Annotated in this window: 17 protein-coding genes; 4 read left to right on the top strand and 13 right to left on the bottom strand. The window is 55.2% G+C overall.

Annotation, left to right across the window (positions count from 1 at the left end):
• Window positions 1–2: 2 nt before the first annotated feature.
• The 3 genes from K1718_RS22240 to K1718_RS22230 all read right to left on the bottom strand — a co-directional run bounded on the left by K1718_RS22240 (window position 3) and on the right by K1718_RS22230 (window position 2771).
• Window positions 3–1076, bottom strand: a complete 1074-nt coding sequence (locus K1718_RS22240) for an agmatine deiminase family protein (protein ID WP_265680814.1) — start codon at window positions 1074–1076, stop codon at window positions 3–5.
• Between the two features lie 89 nt (window positions 1077–1165).
• The gene (locus K1718_RS22235; protein ID WP_173006121.1) at window positions 1166–1759 is read right to left on the bottom strand and encodes a GNAT family N-acetyltransferase; all 594 of its coding nucleotides are present in this window, start codon (window positions 1757–1759) and stop codon (window positions 1166–1168) included.
• 67 nt (window positions 1760–1826) lie between these two features.
• Window positions 1827–2771, bottom strand: coding sequence for a homocysteine S-methyltransferase family protein (locus tag K1718_RS22230; RefSeq protein WP_265680815.1), 945 nt, complete (start codon window positions 2769–2771; stop codon window positions 1827–1829).
• A gap of 185 nt (window positions 2772–2956) precedes the next feature.
• Between K1718_RS22230 and K1718_RS22225 the strand changes: the two genes are divergently transcribed.
• A complete protein-coding gene (locus K1718_RS22225) occupies window positions 2957–3574 on the top strand; it encodes a TetR/AcrR family transcriptional regulator (RefSeq protein ID WP_152503025.1) in 618 nt (205 codons plus the stop codon).
• 89 nt (window positions 3575–3663) lie between these two features.
• On the opposite strand, the gene K1718_RS22220 is transcribed toward K1718_RS22225, so the two are convergent.
• Together K1718_RS22220 and K1718_RS22215 are read right to left on the bottom strand one after the other, a co-directional pair.
• On the bottom strand, window positions 3664–4998 hold the full coding sequence (locus K1718_RS22220) for an MFS transporter (protein ID WP_265680816.1): 1335 nt from the start codon (window positions 4996–4998) through the stop codon (window positions 3664–3666).
• Between the two features lie 100 nt (window positions 4999–5098).
• Window positions 5099–5749: a hypothetical protein gene (locus K1718_RS22215; protein ID WP_209006677.1), complete on the bottom strand. Its 651-nt coding sequence runs from the start codon at window positions 5747–5749 to the stop codon at window positions 5099–5101.
• A 182-nt stretch (window positions 5750–5931) separates the two neighbouring features.
• Between K1718_RS22215 and K1718_RS22210 the strand changes: the two genes are divergently transcribed.
• Window positions 5932–6570, top strand: a complete 639-nt coding sequence (locus tag K1718_RS22210; protein ID WP_152503023.1) for a LysE family translocator — start codon at window positions 5932–5934, stop codon at window positions 6568–6570.
• 74 nt (window positions 6571–6644) lie between these two features.
• Here K1718_RS22210 and K1718_RS22205 read toward each other — a convergent pair whose 3' ends face one another.
• The 5 genes from K1718_RS22205 to K1718_RS22185 form a co-directional block, all read right to left on the bottom strand.
• Window positions 6645–6917, bottom strand: a complete 273-nt coding sequence (locus K1718_RS22205) for a hypothetical protein (RefSeq protein ID WP_006933467.1) — start codon at window positions 6915–6917, stop codon at window positions 6645–6647.
• A gap of 189 nt (window positions 6918–7106) precedes the next feature.
• Window positions 7107–7517: a TIGR02301 family protein gene (locus K1718_RS22200; RefSeq protein WP_152503022.1), complete on the bottom strand. Its 411-nt coding sequence runs from the start codon at window positions 7515–7517 to the stop codon at window positions 7107–7109.
• Window positions 7518–7555: 38 nt separating this feature from the next.
• Complete coding sequence (locus K1718_RS22195; protein WP_265680817.1) at window positions 7556–8659, bottom strand: DUF3179 domain-containing protein; 1104 nt, start codon at window positions 8657–8659, stop codon at window positions 7556–7558.
• Between the two features lie 32 nt (window positions 8660–8691).
• Window positions 8692–9114, bottom strand: a complete 423-nt coding sequence (locus K1718_RS22190) for an NUDIX hydrolase (protein WP_152503021.1) — start codon at window positions 9112–9114, stop codon at window positions 8692–8694.
• 26 nt (window positions 9115–9140) lie between these two features.
• A complete protein-coding gene (locus K1718_RS22185; protein WP_152503020.1) occupies window positions 9141–9632 on the bottom strand; it encodes a hypothetical protein in 492 nt (163 codons plus the stop codon).
• Between the two features lie 146 nt (window positions 9633–9778).
• On the opposite strand from K1718_RS22185, the gene K1718_RS22180 reads away from it, so the two are divergent.
• On the top strand, window positions 9779–10531 hold the full coding sequence (locus K1718_RS22180; RefSeq protein ID WP_265680819.1) for an SOS response-associated peptidase: 753 nt from the start codon (window positions 9779–9781) through the stop codon (window positions 10529–10531).
• A 60-nt stretch (window positions 10532–10591) separates the two neighbouring features.
• The gene (locus K1718_RS22175) at window positions 10592–11449 is read left to right on the top strand and encodes a methyltransferase (RefSeq protein ID WP_265680820.1); all 858 of its coding nucleotides are present in this window, start codon (window positions 10592–10594) and stop codon (window positions 11447–11449) included.
• Window positions 11450–11460: 11 nt separating this feature from the next.
• Here K1718_RS22175 and K1718_RS22170 read toward each other — a convergent pair whose 3' ends face one another.
• From K1718_RS22170 to dnaA, 3 genes are all read right to left on the bottom strand, one after another.
• Window positions 11461–13227: a caspase family protein gene (locus tag K1718_RS22170; RefSeq protein WP_265680821.1), complete on the bottom strand. Its 1767-nt coding sequence runs from the start codon at window positions 13225–13227 to the stop codon at window positions 11461–11463.
• A gap of 200 nt (window positions 13228–13427) precedes the next feature.
• A complete protein-coding gene (locus tag K1718_RS22165) occupies window positions 13428–13859 on the bottom strand; it encodes a glyoxalase superfamily protein (protein WP_265680822.1) in 432 nt (143 codons plus the stop codon).
• 332 nt (window positions 13860–14191) lie between these two features.
• On the bottom strand, window positions 14192–15652 hold the full coding sequence (gene dnaA / locus K1718_RS22160; protein WP_209006676.1) for a chromosomal replication initiator protein DnaA: 1461 nt from the start codon (window positions 15650–15652) through the stop codon (window positions 14192–14194).
• Window positions 15653–15783 lie beyond the last annotated feature (131 nt).

Raw genomic sequence — 15783 nt, 5'->3', positions numbered from 1 at the left:
GCTCAGGCCAACGGCAGTTGCTGTGTCGCACAGTGGATGCCGCCACCGATTTCACCCAAAGCATCAACATTCAGCGTGATGACCTGGCGATCCGGGTAGTGTCGCTCAAGCGCTTCTACGGCGATGGCATCGGTTTCCTCATCTCCAAATTGAGGGGCTACGACGCCCCCATTGCAAACGTAATAGTTTGCATAGGAGGCGACGAAATCGACAGCTTGTACACGGTGGTCATATGGCTCGGGTATGACATCGATCTGCAGCTGCGCCGCGAGAAGCCGGTCATGGGTTTCAAGCGCAGCCTGATGAAACGGATCGGCTTCCTCCGGTTCGTCGGGCAGATTGATCAGCACGCGTCCGGGACCGGTAAACCGGGCGAGGCTGTCGATATGGTAGTCGGTGATGTCTTCACCCCAGACACCGGGTGACCAGATGAACCGTTCCGCGCCATAGGCTTGCAACAAACGGTCCTCAATTTCTGTCCGGGACAGTCCAGGGTTTCTGTTGTTGTTGACCAAGGAGCTTTCATGGGCAATCAGCAGACCATGGCCATCGTGTTCGATCCCACCGGCTTCTCCGGTGACACCGCTGGAAACAAGTTCCATTGCCAGTCGCTCGGCGATCCGGGAGGCAATCAGGCCGTCATTCGCATGAACCTGTTTGTTGCCCCATCCGTTGAACTGGATATGACTGACGACCCGTTTCTGCGCTGAATCGAAGGCAAACAGCGGCCCGGAATCCCGGCACCAGAGATCTTCAGTCGGCACATCCCAAAGCTCGACACCCGACGACAGGAGCTTGCGAGCATTTGAGTGGTCTCTCGCTGCAGCCAACATCACGACCGGCTCAAACGCTGCGATCGAATTGGCGATGTCAGCAATGGTTTGCTTGAGCTCACGCAGAAATGCCGCATCGGGGTGAACCTGGCGGCTGACCGGCCATTGCATGAAAGTCAGTTCATGTGGCGCTTCTTCCGGCGGCACATACAAATCTGGTTTTTGCATTGCCAAGAGTGGCTGTCCTGTAAAAGCGAGCGTGCTGAGCATCGCACCCGTTTTGAGAAGTTCCCGACGTCGCATGCCGTTTTTCCGCTCGTTCTCATTGCGACCTGTTCTAGCAGATCCGGGCCTGAATTGCGTCAGAGTTTGAGGTTCAGGCCCGTCAATTGCTATCGGTTCTTTTCCAGAAGCAGAACATCGCCTGTGTAATAGGGTTGTACCGGATGTAATCTCACACGGGATCTTGCGGTTTCTCGAAAGCCAAGACGCTTGTAAAGTCGCGCTGCGCCCGAGTTCTGCCCATAGACTTGAATGCTCAAGCGAGAAAACCCGGATGTGCTTGCGGCCGTATCAACCGCCTCCATCAACAAAGAGCCGAGACCGGATGAGCGATGGCCCGGAAAGACGGCCAGAGCATTGATGTACCAGGTTCCGGCAGACTTCATTTCAAGTTCGACAAATGGGGCGATTGGATCCGGCAGGCTGTCGATGTCTTCATCAGGGGCTTCAATTATCGGGTAACTCAGCACCATACCGAGCACTCGTCCGGCATTCTCTGCCACCATCGCGTTTTTATATGAAAACCCGCCGCTCTCTCTTTGCGCCCGCTCTGTTCCGATCTCAAGTGGTGTGCGGTTCTCAGCTGTATTTTGTGACCACAGCCAGTGAGGAATGCCTTCGCCAGCGATATCAATGAGTTTGGCAAGGTCCTGTGCATCAGATGAGGTCGCAGGCCGAACAATGATTTGTTCCAAATCGATCATGTTTTGTGTCCGTATGTCAGTGTTGTTTGAAATTGCTGAAAAAACTTCAGTTGCGCTCGGCTCGTATTCAAGCTGCCGGCTGAAGTAGCTCATGTTTCGAGATACAGGAGACGTGGCGATGGTCGGTACCGCAACAGCCTCCGATCAGACACAGATTGGGAAGCGTCTTGAGAAGTTGAAGGTTCAACTGGCCGAGCTCCTCAGGATCGCCATCATCCAGGATTTCAGCTGCGTCGAGTTCTGCATGGCTTTGCCGCGAAGCATTCGCCCGAACTCCGCCAATTCTCTCGAGCCAGGCTGCTTTGGTGTCGAGTGCATGCTGAAAATGGTCGGGATGTGCGCAATTGATCATGTAGTAGACCGGTGCTGCATCGGTGGCGTGATCGACAGCTTCGATAGCCTCTCCCAAAGGTTGACCAGACGGCAACCGGCCATCTGTTTCCAGGGTGAACGCGATGGCAACTGGTACGTCGATCTCTTGTGCGGCTCGGGCAATCCCGATTGCTTCGCTTGAGTGCGTGAGCGTCATTGCACTGATCATGTCCACGCCGGCCCGCCCGAGTGCATGGATTTGCGGTGCATGGATCATGAACGCATCTTCTGCCGTGAGTTCGGTCGAAGTGGAATAGGCATCTCCGCTTGGGCCAATCAGACCGTTGATAAGAATTGGCAGTTCTTCCGTTTCGTGCCGGTTGCGAATATCGCTCACAAATTCAACTGCGCGGCGGTTGGTCTCCATGACTTCTGCCACGGATGTTTGCAAGGGGCCCGCCCAAGCCAGACCTGCTCGCCAGGTGGGTGCATCCAGAACGAACCCTCGCCCGGATGTCCGGGCCAGATCAATGAATGTTTCATAATACGCGGTCAGGTCATTTCGACCGGTTTCGGTATCCAACAGCACAGCAGCAGAGAAGCAGGGGAGCTCATGGCCCTTTTCAAAAATCATGAAAGTCTCAAGTCCGCCGTCGGTCAGGAAAAAACGATCAGCCTCGGCAAGTAATTGAATTCGCATTTATTCCATCCTTTGTTTGATGGACAAGAAGTATGTGGCACGCCGATCCGTCGGTAGTTGTCGCGTGGTCAGGTTGCTCAAATAATTTTTGTGCAGTAATTTCAATGGTTAAGGAAGATTGATGTCACGGCGGTAGCTGTTGGAAACGCTTGAACTGGACTCACGGTACAGTTGGGAAGGGGCAGATGACCGAAAAAACCGACACACGTACCCGGATCCTGGATATTGCAGAAGCAGCAGTGCTTGAAAAAGGCTTCGAGGCGACGTCGATCGACGAGATCGTTGCCGGCGCACAGATATCCCGCGGTGGGTTTTTTTATCACTTCAAGGACAAGAACGCGTTGGCACGCGCAATGCTTGAACGATACATCGCTGTTGAAGACGCACTTTATGACGACTTGTTTGCCCGGGCGCGCGAACTGAGCGACGATCCGCTTCATTCGATGCTGATCGGTTTGAAAATGCTGGCAGAGATGCTGGCAGATATGCCCAATGGCCATCCGGGTTGCGTAATCGCTGCGACTGCTTATCAAGATCGTCTGTTCGACAACGGTGTCCGGGAGCTGAACCGCCAGGCAATATTGAGCTGGCGTCGGCGCTTCCGCGGCATGTTCGAAGAGATTGCATTGGTGTACCAGCCAAACGAGGATGTGAACCTTGACGCTCTCGGCGACATGGTTTCAAGCGTTGTCGAAGGTGGGCTGGTTCTTCAGCGGGCCCTTCGCGAGAACAACAGTGCTTCGGAGCAAATCATGTTGTTGCGCACCTACCTGAAGCTACTGTTCTCGCCGCGTGCAAACTGAAGTCTCGTCAATGCTGTGACGATGAAGCAAGGGAGGAGGCACCCGTAGCTTTGCAGACTTGCGAGAATCGAAACGGATAATATCCGGCTTCATTTACTGGAAGTCTCAGCTCCACTTTCGTTGACCCGTCTGAAACTGACCGAAATCATGGCCGCAGTTGCAATAACAATAGCGGCAAGCGGGAAGACCCAGGCGCCGGCCCAATTGTAGAGCAGGCCACCTGCAAGTAAGCCGAATATGCTGGCAGCGGCCCCAAGGCTGCTGGCAAAACCCTGAACAGCACCTTGAAGCCTTCTTCCGGCGAATTCGGACAGAACCGCAGTGAAGGTTGGCCACATCAGTCCGTTGCCAACGGCAATCAACAGGGCAGCAAGATAAATCGCGGTCGAACTTTCCCAGAACAGGAAAATAAATCCGAGGCTAAGTATCAGGCCACCCACCAGGAGCAGAATATTCTGAGGTACCAAGCCTGAGACTCTTGAGAGCAGGGGCCCCTGCACGATCATCATCCACAAGCTGAGGACAGCGAAGAAAACCCCGGTCTCGGTCACCGTCCAGGAGAGCTGTGTCGCAGCGTGTACCGGAAACGCGATATAGAAGAAACTGAAACCCAGCATGACCAGAAAGTTGACGGTCAGAAGTGCGGGCATCAGCGGCAGACGAAGAATATCCCGGTTCGAGGTCTCCTCGCGGCCTTTTAGTTGGTAGACTTCCTTTGTGTCTTGTCCGAACACTTTGCAGGCGTTGCGAAGGCCTGGTTTGGATTTCAGGACCTCGGCATGGCTTTCCTTCAGCCCAAGAAGAATGAGGGCGCTGGCAATGATCGAGATTGCCAGCGCCGCGAGCACCGGCACGATCTCGCCAAATACGGTTGCTCCCAGAAGACCGGCCAAAGCGGGGCCCAGAATGAAACCGGCATTTGTCGACATTGCCATCTTGCCAAAGTCTTTGGTGCGGTGCGCGTCATCGGTGATGTCGGCCAGATAGGCATTGGCAACAGAAACATTGCCACCCGTAAGACCATCAGCGGCTCTTGCAAGAAACAGGATGATCAGGGGCAGTGTCAGACTGAATTGTCCGAGAAGGGCATTGTCGACGTCAAGGAGTGAGCTTGCAGGCATTGCGAATGCAGTCAGAAAAATGATCCAGGACAGCATTGTTCCAAGTTGACTGAGCAGCAGAACCTTTCGCCGGCCGACCTGGTCAGACCATCTTCCGAGAATAGGAGCTCCGATCAACTGGAACACGGAATAGGTTGAAGCCAACGCTCCATAAATGATGGCGTTGCCACCCCATTGGGCCACGAGGAAAACCATGAACGGCACAACGATTGAAAATCCAAGTGTGCCGACAAAATTCACCGAGAGTATCGGGAGAAGCGAGGCGCGGCTTTGCGGCTCATAATCTGCGGTTTCTATAGCCAATATGTGCCTCGTGGCCGATAGCAGGAACAGGCGCGAGTATGACCAAGGACAAGGCGCATGGAAAGCGTGTGGTGAAGTCACCCTTTTAAGGGTTTCTCAGTTAATCCCCTGCAACGAAATAATGCAGCGTACCGTCCGGGCCGATACCGACACGATAGAAACTCCAGGCTCCGAATTCCTGCATCTCGGCAAAGTCACCTGCTGTCACGATACGGAACAGCTCGACCTTTTGTTCCGGTGTGAGGTCATGCAACGGGTAGCGGGCAAAATAGGGCCAGACATACATTTCCTGAGGCGTGCCTTTGTCGACGTGTATGAAGCCCGCATCCAGAACGTCGGCCAGGATGGCCAGAATTTCAAAACCTTCGCCGTCGCCTGAACTCTGTTTCAAAAACTCGATCGGATCACCGATCTCTCCAAAGGAGAGGGTCGGCGGCAGTTCGTTGCTCTCAAGAACCATGCGCAAGCGTTTCATATCGCCAAGCAGCGCAGCTTCTTTCAGTTGTGAATGCATCCGCGCGACAGGCTTTGGCAAATAATCTGTGCTGTAGAGGACTTCCGGCAAAGGGAGATCTGTGTCTGCCTCGGTTGCCTTGACCTTCGGAGCGTCGGGCGGTGCCGTGCCGGACTGCGTGTCAGATGTGACTGGTATGGTTTCCGTCTGCACTGATAGTGCCTTGGCCGCCATCGCGCCATTCGCACCCAAGGCAGCGAAGAGGGCAAGCCCTGTTGCCGAGAATATTCGTCTCATCGTGACTGTCTCCCGATGCCGCCCTACCCGAATTGACTAGGCCTTTCCTTAAACAATTCGTGCGAATGTGGAAACAGCGCCAATGTGAATTTCTCGTGCCTTGTCATGAAGCTGACGGCCCTTTATCGAAAGGTGCAATCTTCACGATAGCGAGATCAGTGGTCTGGGGGGTTAGACCGGTCGTGTCATTTTTTGAATATGCGCTGATAGGGTTTGTTGTCGGCATACTCACAACAGCGCCCGTTGGCCCGGTCAACATCATGGCGATCCAGCATGCCGTTCACAGCGGCTTCCGCCAGGGCGTCTTTGTTGGCCTTGGTGCTGTTGTGGCCGATACGATTTACGCAGCTGCCGCCATTTTCGGTGTGTCCGCGGTCATCAATTTCATCAAGGGGCAATCAGGCCTGATTGAGCTTGTCGGCGGGGCACTGCTGATCATATTCGGCTTCAAGATCTGGCACACCCATCCGCACCTGAACAACAAGGGCAACGGGTTCGAAAGAGGATTTCTCGGAGATGCCACGGCCGCGTTTTTTATGGCGATCACCAATCCAGGGGCAATTCTGGCGTTTATTTTTATCTTCGGCAGCCTGGGCGACTGGCGGCCACAGCATGGTGATCATGTCGGTGCATTGATTATGGTCGCCGGTGTGGCAGCAGGGGCAACGTCGTGGTGGGTATTCATATCGGCAACGGTCTCCCACTTCAGACACGCCATCGATGACAAGTGGCTTGATCGGGTGAACCACATCGCGGGCGTTCTGCTGATCGCGTTCGGGCTGCTGCTTTACGCAAACCTGGCGCTCGACGCTTTCGGATAAGGGTATTTGCCCAAGAGAGACAGAATCAAAAAGGCCGGACAATCCGGCCTTTTTCGTCTTCAATCTCAGGCGGACTATTGAAGGACGCGGTTCACAGTATAGTCGCCTTGCAGGATGCGATCCGGCAGTCCTTCGGCAAGCTTGGCAACAGCATCTTCACCATAGGCGGCAACGAGATCCGCGAGGGCTGTGAACATTGCCGCATGCGCGACTGCGTCTGCGTCGACACCATTGGCAATGGCTTCTGCCCATGCGTCGGAAATGAAGCCCAGAGCAGCACGCCTGATGTCTTCGTCTTCGGCAAATTCGGCTTCCATTGCCGCATCAGCATAATCGTCGTTTATCATTCGCTTCCTTACCGGTTCTCTCCGTACGCTGCGTAACAACCCCAGCGTGTTCCTGCCCCGAATCTTGTGTTTCGATCCTAGCACGGCGTACCGCGCTGATAAGTAACCGTGAACGCAAACTTAACGTCCACCCACAAATTTGATGGAAAAGGTTTACGAAGTCGTAACTTTTGAAAGTTTTCTGTGGAATTATCGGCCGTATCGACTGGTGACGTCGGTGATAATTGTTTCGCCTTCGCTCAGGTACTGTCCCATTGCGATACGCGCAGCGTCTGTACAGTCCCGGTAAGCAACTGAAAAGCCACGATAACCTTGGTTAAAACGTTCGATAAAGCGTCGGCGTCGGTTTTCGTCCAGCGTTTCAGCGTCCAGAAAGTCTTCCATCTGGTCCCGCCAGCTCGGGGTGTCATTTTCACCGCACAACGGCCTGAGAAAATGAAGCGCACCGAAGATTTCAGACAAGCGCATCAACTGCTGCTCGAACGGCGGCTCGTCAAGAGAACTCTCCTGCGCCAATACAACTTCTGAAGGTAACGACAGCAATAGAATCGCAAAAAGGGCGGCACGGGCCGAGGCAAATCGCTTGCATCCGTTCTTCATGAGCGGATCATGCGCAAGTGAGCTGCCTGCTGCAAGCGCTATGGTGATTTGATCCCAAGAATTGGCAGTTGAGGGTGAAAGGCGTGCACCACGAAGGCGAAAGTCACGTCATGAACAAGCGGCACTTCATCGGCCCCTGAGGTCTTCACAGCTTCAACAGAACCGACCGCGCGGCCCGCATCGGTTTTGCCTTTGTCCAGGATAGAGGAAACTTCACCTGTCCAGCGCAGCGATACGTTATCTGCAAACTCAAGCGTTCCGTTCTGGCGGATATGCTCCAGCGTTGCTGCAAAAAGCGTGTCGCCGTCATGGAGGATCACCACCCTTGCCATCGGATTTATATTGTCCGGCAGATCGCCTTTATAGAGCGGATAAGGCGCAGAGCGGCTGTCATACCCGAGATAGGGATTGTGGCCATAGTTGCGTCTTGCAGGTACGGGCCGTGCAAGGACCTCGGCATTCGGATGTGCTTCCTTGAAGTCTGCAAAGGCAACGACCCGCGATGGGATCATTTTCAGCTCCCGGCCGGCATGCGTCCCAACAATTCCTTCGCCCGTAAACTGCTGCCACCATGTCTCGGATTGGCGGTCATACATCACAAGGTCGGAATTGCGCAAAAGACCGGTTGTTCCGAAGTCCAGCAATTCGCCATCAAGCCTGCGGTCGAAAACAATGGAGGAGTTGCAGAGTGGACAATATGTAACCGCAACCGGGAGATCGCCGATGCGATCATTGACAATTTCGTGCCAGATGAGGATCTGCAGCGGATAGGCCTTAACAACGTCACCGTGTTCCAGACGGATCACCGGTTCCCTGCCGTCCAGCCAGGTTATCGAACTGGCCGATTCAAATCGCGGCTCATCGATCGACGGTATACCGTCTTTCGGTGGACCGCCGGAAAAGATGTCTTTGAAGTCGACGGTGGATTTTGAAAAGTCGGTGGTAAAACCGCCCCGCTGCCATCGTTCAGGACTGGCATGACCTGAACTGACAAAGGTGAGGGCGAGAAGGCTGACAAGTGTCATGGATCGCAGGAGCGTTGCTCCAGTAGTTCCAAATGGCCACATGGTCGTGTCTCCGAGACGCAAGTTGGTTCCGCGCCATCGTCCGATATTTTTCAGCGGAAATGGAATCACAGTCACTGCAAAGCTGCGTGAAGCGCGTGGGCAGAACGTCAGACCAGCATCAGCCGCCGTATTCGTTCCGGCGTACCGGGCGTTGTCGGTCTGTTTTCCAGATCATCGGTGTGAACCCACGCAACATCAGCGGCGTCGTCACCGGCGAGCGCCGATCCGGAGAGATAGCTGCCACGGAAGACTGTCAGGATGAAATGAGTCACCACCTTTCCGTGCTCGTCCCGGTCAATGGAGTCGAAAGTCTCAACCGGTTCCCCGAGAGCGGCTTGAACACCGGTTTCTTCAAGCAGTTCTCTTGCGGCAGCTTGTTTCAGGGTCTCGCCCAATTCAACAAGACCGCCGGGAAGGCTCCAATGGCCGAGATAAGGCTCCTTGCCGCGCTTGATCATGAGGGCCTTGTTATCTTTAAGGCACAATACACTGACACCGACACGGGGCGCATCTGGATAGAACCGGGACATTCAATGGCCTGAGACTGTAAATCGGATCAGGCGAACAGGGCGTCAATTTCCGCCTGAGCACCGTCGCCTTCATGTTGGGTTGCTTCTGGCTCAACATGACCGTGGATCACCGCACCGGCAACAGATATCAGAGGTTTGATCTCATGGGTCGCTCTATCCGCGATTTCTGCGGCAACAGCGGCAGGGTCGGCCGCTTCGCGAAGCTGGCTCTGTATTTCACCCACCAGATTGTTGATGTCTGCGACCTGTGCTTCCAGATGCTCACGCAGGTAATTGGGCGCGGCGTGATAGGCCGCAATGGCCAGGTTCTTGTCCTTGAAGGTCGAGTTTTCGAAATGACCTTCATAGTCCAGGGGTTCCCAATCAAGAACATCTTCGGCGCAATCAGGCATAGCCGGAAGCATTTCCAGCAACATCATCACTTCGTTGAAATGATTGAGATAGTCCGTGGCCAAACCAGTCTGGGGATTGATATTCGCCTGTTCCAGCCTTTCGGCTGCCAGCTCCCCGGCGCCCAAAACTGGATCCAAACACTCCATACCCGACCCCCGTTATTGACTTGATGCTCAGACTACTTCTTTTTTGTTTCCAATTGCCTAACTTGGCATCAACTTGTAGCGCCGTGTTCTGAACACGAACCGGTTCCGGATAGGGGATACCTAAAATGTGCGGCCGACTTGCCCTCACTACGCCGCCGGACGCCGTTCGGAGTTTTTTTGAATATTTGGACCAGCCGAACTTTCCACCCCGATACAACATTGCACCAACTCAACCACTGGCGATCGTCCGCCAGGACTTCGGTAAGCGTCGGTTTCACCTTTTGCGTTGGGGACTGATACCGTCCTGGGTCAAGGATCCCGCAAACTTTACGCTGCTGATCAATGCAAGGGCAGAGACAGCAGCGGAAAAACCTTCGTTCCGCGCAGCGATGAGGCATCACCGTTGCCTGATCCCTGCGTCAGGTTTTTATGAATGGCGCAGAACCCCGGAAGGCAAGCAACCTTATTGGATCCACCCTGCCAAAGGCGATCTCATGGCATTTGCAGGCCTTTGGGATACCTGGTCAGACCCCGATGGCGGCGACATGGACAGCGGTGCAATCCTGACCATGCAATCCAATCGGATGATGTCTGGCATTCATCATCGAATGCCCGCCATTCTGAAGCCGGAGGTTTTTGATGTGTGGCTCGATACGGCCAATGTGGATGTGCGTGAGGCGAAGAAACTTCTGGTTCCGGTTGAGGATGACTTTCTGGTCGCTGATCCTGTTTCAACGCGGGTGAACAAGGTCGTCAATGACGATGAAGACGTTCAGCGGCCTGTCGGCGAAGACGAGATGGTTCTGGCGCCCGGGAGGTCCGAAGAACCCAAGCCGTCAAAACCTGCCAAGGATGACAGCCAGCTGGACCTGTTTTGAGGAGATTTCCCGTGCAAAGCGCAATGGATGCTTGTAGGGGAGGGGCTCGAAGGAGTTCCGATGAGCGATGATGACAACACGCCGGCAAAAAGCGATGAGGCAGACAACGAAGCCCTGGCTGAAGCGTACAACAAAGGTCTCGAGCTTCAAAAATCCGGTGATCTGACCGGTGCAGAAGCTGCCTTCCGATTGGCTTTGTCGCTAGATCCGCAGGACACGGGAGGCGTCACCATACGTCTTGCGGCCATGGGCGCTGAAAACTCCCCTCAAAAAATGCCTGACGCCTATGTGGCGACCCTCTTTGATCAGCACGCGGATGTCTTCGATGAGATCCTGGTCGATGAACTGGGGTACTGCGTGCCTTTGTTGGTGCGCGACCTGATCGACCGTCTGGGAATTGGCCCATTCGAGCGCATGCTTGACCTTGGTTGCGGCACTGGATTGACAGGTGTCTCTCTTGCAGATTGCACACATCATCGGACAGGGGTCGATCTGTCGGAACGCATTGTAGAATTGGCCTATGACCGAGAGGTCTATGATGACCTTTACGTTGGTGAAGCTGTTGAGTTTCTGACGGATTTTGAAGATGAGGACGGTTGCAGGCCGCACTGGGATCTGATCGCCGCCACGGACGTGCTGCCGTATCTGGGGGCGATCGAACCGTTCCTAAACGGTGTGTCAAGCCGGCTGAATACGCGTGGATACCTGACATTTTCCACGGAAACGCTCCCTGATGAGACGCTGGCGGGTCGGCCATATATGGTCGGACCCAAGAACCGGTTTGCCCAAAGCGAAACTTACGTCCTCGCAGGTCTTGGCACAGCCGGTTTTGATGTTCTTGCCATGGAGCCCATTACGGTTCGCCTTGAGGAAGGCGAACCCGTCCCCGGGCATCTCGTGATGGCACGTTTGCGCTAAGCAGTGACGCTTTACTTTGAAAAATAGAATTCGCGGCGCAGTGCTGAATTGTGCCAGGGAGATTGCGAGCCTTGCGTGGTAGCGTAAACGTCGGCCTTGACGCGCTTGAGCATGATTTCAATTTCCAGCGCCGGCGTTTCGATATGTTTCAGCAGGGCCTCGGTAAATGGGCTGTTCTGGCCTTCCCCGTCCAGGGCGACATCACCAGGGGCGGTCGCAAATCCGATCAGGATATTGCCATCGCCCGCACGGGGTGCTGCGAGACCGCGGCCAACAGAGGCACTGCGGCTAAGGGTCCGAAATCGTCTGGACAGGGGATTGTCCCGACAGGCGTCGAGCAAAGCGATCGACAGCCGACCGGGGGCGTTCATGTAGTTCAGGACTGTGCCGAGTTCGATTGTCTCAAAATCGACTGCGGTTGCGTCTTCAAGCTTGGCATCGATTGGGATGAGAAAGTTTCTGCCATCCATTTGCATGGCATGGCCGGCATAGAAAAAGAGCGCAACATCAGCGTCCTGAATGTTTCGCACAAAGGATCTGATGGTGCTTTCCATGGCGACCTTGCTTTGGTCGAGACCAAGGATGACTGTAAAGCCAAGCCGTTTCAGGGAAGCCGTCAGACCTGCCGCGTCGTTCTTCGGATTGGGCAAAGGAGTTGTGTTCTCATAGGCCGAATTGCCGATGACCAGAGCAACGCGCTTTCCGTCGGGCAATGACGACAGGTCAGGCAAATTCGGGGATGAGGCAGGTGGACGTGTTTTTGCACCGGGGCCGATGGTCGGAATACCTGGAGTTCCAGCTCCGGACGAGGGAGGCTTGGCAGCTGCAAGATACCGGCCGTGTGCCCAGCCTCGCATGCCGTTGGAAAGCTCGATTTCGAACCAGGCGCCCTGCTGGGCAAGCATAGAAACCCCGGTCCCCTCAAGTAAGCGCGCAATTTCCGTATGACGGGATCCAGCACCTGTTCGCAGCGATAGAAAGCTGTCGCCACTGTCGCTCAAATCGCCGACAACGCCAGGGCGAGGAGGTGCGATCGACCGTTTTGCAATTGTCGGCGATGTGACCGGAGGAGGCGCAATGACAGGTGGTTGCGGTGAGGGCGCATACGAGGGCGCTGTGGCTACGTACTTGCTGTAGGCCCAACCGCTGCGCCCGTTTGCCATTGCGACATTGAGCCAGGAACCATTGCGACCCAGGATTGTCAGCGGCGTATTGGGGGCCATGCGCGCGATTTCCTGATAACGCGACCCGGGACCTGTGCGCAGTGAAAGGTAATTGTCGCCACGGGGATCGAGGCCACTGACATATGCCTGGGAAGATGGTCGCCCTGGCGAGGGCGTTGCGCCTTGTTGCAGTGCCGTCGCAGCAAAGAGGGCCTGCGAGGCCCCGCCTGTCATGCCGGTTGCGGACCAGACTGCGAATTGAAACCGCTGGCCGTTGTGAAAATAGCTGTCGCCAGGAATGACCCCAGTAGAAACCAGACGGGCCTTATAAGAATTTCCGGCGGGCTGTCTCATCCAGCCTAGCGTTACGGCATACCAGCCGTTGTTGGATTGAAAGACGGTGACTTGCGGAAAGCGGTTGGCAAACCCGCTTGCCAGCGAAATTGCGGAATTTGCATCAGGCCGGCTGGCCACCACCAACCAGCCGGAATTTCCGCCTGGCATGACAGAAGCAGCGGCGGTGGAGACCAGGGGTGTCGCCAGCAACGCGAACAAGACGCATAAAAAGTGAAGCCGGTAAAACAGCTTCGAGGCAGCGGCGATCTGCTCGGTCATGTCTGACGTCCTTGGGTCACGGGTACGGATTTGGCCAAAGACACCGCTGCCGACGGGTCGGTGTGCCAAGTCCTTCAAGTTGTCTCAAAGGTTACTATGCCATGGCTCACGCAGGTTTTCAGGTCCGATCTGACGAAGGACGACGGCACGGTGCGGCCCTTGCGCGAACGCAATGTCGCACCGTGCATTGGTATCGGACGTCAGCCTGATGTCTTCAGTCGCAGATATGGTTCACCATTGGAGGTTTTTTTAACTGCGACACCATCTGCCGTAATCACGCAGGTAACGCGGCTGCGGAATGAGGAGAAGCTGTCGAATGTTACAACGTCCACCGGTGTGTCGAACTGAAGCGTGATCCGGTATTGCCCCGACGATCCCAGCTTGGAAAGCGATAGGATTTCGCCTTCAAAGGGCTGAAGCATGTATGTCCCCGTCACCCGGTCCGACACGGAAAAGGAAAGTGGGTTTGGCTTCGAGAGTGCCGCGCAGGCGGTGTTCCAGTCCTTGTAGCCATGTTGCACGGACAAGATTTCCAGTGCCTGGCTGTGGGAAACGGTTTGGCCTTTGGCAGCGAGCGCGGTGCGCAACCGCTTCGCCTGAGTTTTCAGGTCAGCGACGCTTGGAGGCGACATGAGATATACCTTTCAAGAAAGGCAGGCGATGTCGACGGGGCCCGCATTGCCATCAGCCTGCACAGTCCTGTGGAAGCTCATGCATGTCCGCGAATGGGTCGCGCGAGAAACTTCACCAAAGGCAATTGCCCGCGGGCGGCTGGTGTTCTCAAACCGGAGCCGTGAATAATCGCCGACTTCGACTGAGTCAATGACCAAAAAAGAAAGCCGCTATGGCGGCTTTAAGGAGAGGGAGGTTTAGATGAACCGGCAGGCTTTAGCTGCCGCCGGAAGTTTGTGCGCAATCGGATGGCCCCGATTGCGCAGTCTGCCGGGAGCGACCCCGGATCTGGTCAGGTGTGAATCAGACGTTTCAGGAGTTCGACTTCCTGGGCAAGCACGTTGTCGTCCTTCACCATGGCTTCAATTTTCCGGACAGCATGCAACACAGTCGTGTGGTCGCGATTGCCGAACCTGCGGCCAATTTCCGGCAAAGACCGCCCTGTCATGACCTTTGCGATATACATCGCGATCTGGCGTGGACGCACCAGCGTGCGAGCGCGGCAGGACGACAGAAGGTCTGCCTTCGTGACACTGAAATGCTTGCAGACGACCTGCTGAATTTCCTCAACCTTGATTGAGCGCGGCTCGCCTATCCGAACCAGATCATGCAGGGTTTTTTCCGCAAGCTCCATTGTTACGGACTGTTTGGTCAATTGGTTATGTGCGAACAGCCTGTTCAGGGCACCTTCCAGGTCGCGTGCAGAAGAGATGACGTACCGTGCAATATAGTCGGTAACCTCCTCTGGCACGGAGAAGCCGGGATGTGTCCGCCGCGCAGAGGCGATCCGTTTTCTCAAGATGTCATGACGCAACGCATAGTCCGTCGACTGGATGCCGACAACCTGACCCCTCTGGATCCGTTGGCGCAGGCCGTGTCCCAATGTATCGAGATCCTCCGGAGCGCGATCAGACGCCATGATGATTTGGGAGGGAGATTCCATCAGCAGCTCGAGTGTCTTGCTGAATTCCCCATGGGCCTGCTTGCCATGGAGAAACTGAAGGTCGTCCACCAGAAGCAGATCGATGGATCTCATGGCCTGACGGAGCACTGGGAAGGCCGGGGTCCGAAGTGCAGGTACCAGATGGTACATGAAGAACTCTGCAGACAGATACGCGACCTGACGTCCGGTTTTTCGCGCCTCGGTTGCCGCTGCCTGCAGCAGATGAGTTTTGCCGATCCCGGTCGTTGAATGAATGTAGAGAAGGTCCAGCGTGCCTTCGTGGCCCGCAGCCATCTGGCGCACGGCAGCGCAGGCAAGGCTGTTTGAAGCGCCTTCAGCGAACGTGTCGAAAGTAAGTTTCGGGTTCAGAGCTGCGCCGCTCAGGAAATCGGTTGCAGCGTCTTCACCTGTGTCCGCCAGACAGGGGATGGCAGCAGTGCCGACAGTCGAGCCGAATTGCGGCGTACTGCTGAATGGGGCCGGACGACCACTGATCCTGCGAGCGGTGATAGCTTTTGGTGGGGTCTTGCTAATCTGCCGGGGGCGCAACGCGCCGCGAACGGTTAGTTCAATGCGGTTGATTTCACCCTGTTCGCGTTTCCAAAGTCCAACGAGTTGTTTTTCGTAGTTGCTTTGGATCCAGCTTTTGAGAAAACGGGTTGGAACAGACAGTCGAACTGCGTCGCCTGTCGTCTCTTCGTGTTTTACGCGTCCGAACCAGTTGGAAAAAACATCATCTCCCAGTTCGTTTCTCAATTCCTTCTTTACACGATCCCATTGATCCGAGCTTGCTAGGTTCTGAACCTGCATAGTGGCCTCCATTTGAGGGAACGTGCATCTTGCTCCCCCCCGTGCACTGTCTAATGGGCTGCGATATTCCGCCTTCGCTGCCCGTTGCTTTTGTTAGGTCTTTGGACCCTTTTTGGGCCTCCTGACCGGTG

It is taken from the genome of Roseibium porphyridii, assembly GCF_026191725.2.
Lineage (GTDB): Bacteria > Pseudomonadota > Alphaproteobacteria > Rhizobiales > Stappiaceae > Roseibium > Roseibium porphyridii.
The sequence above is the reverse complement of the archived record's forward strand: the minus strand, read 5'-3'. Positions and strand labels throughout refer to the sequence as shown.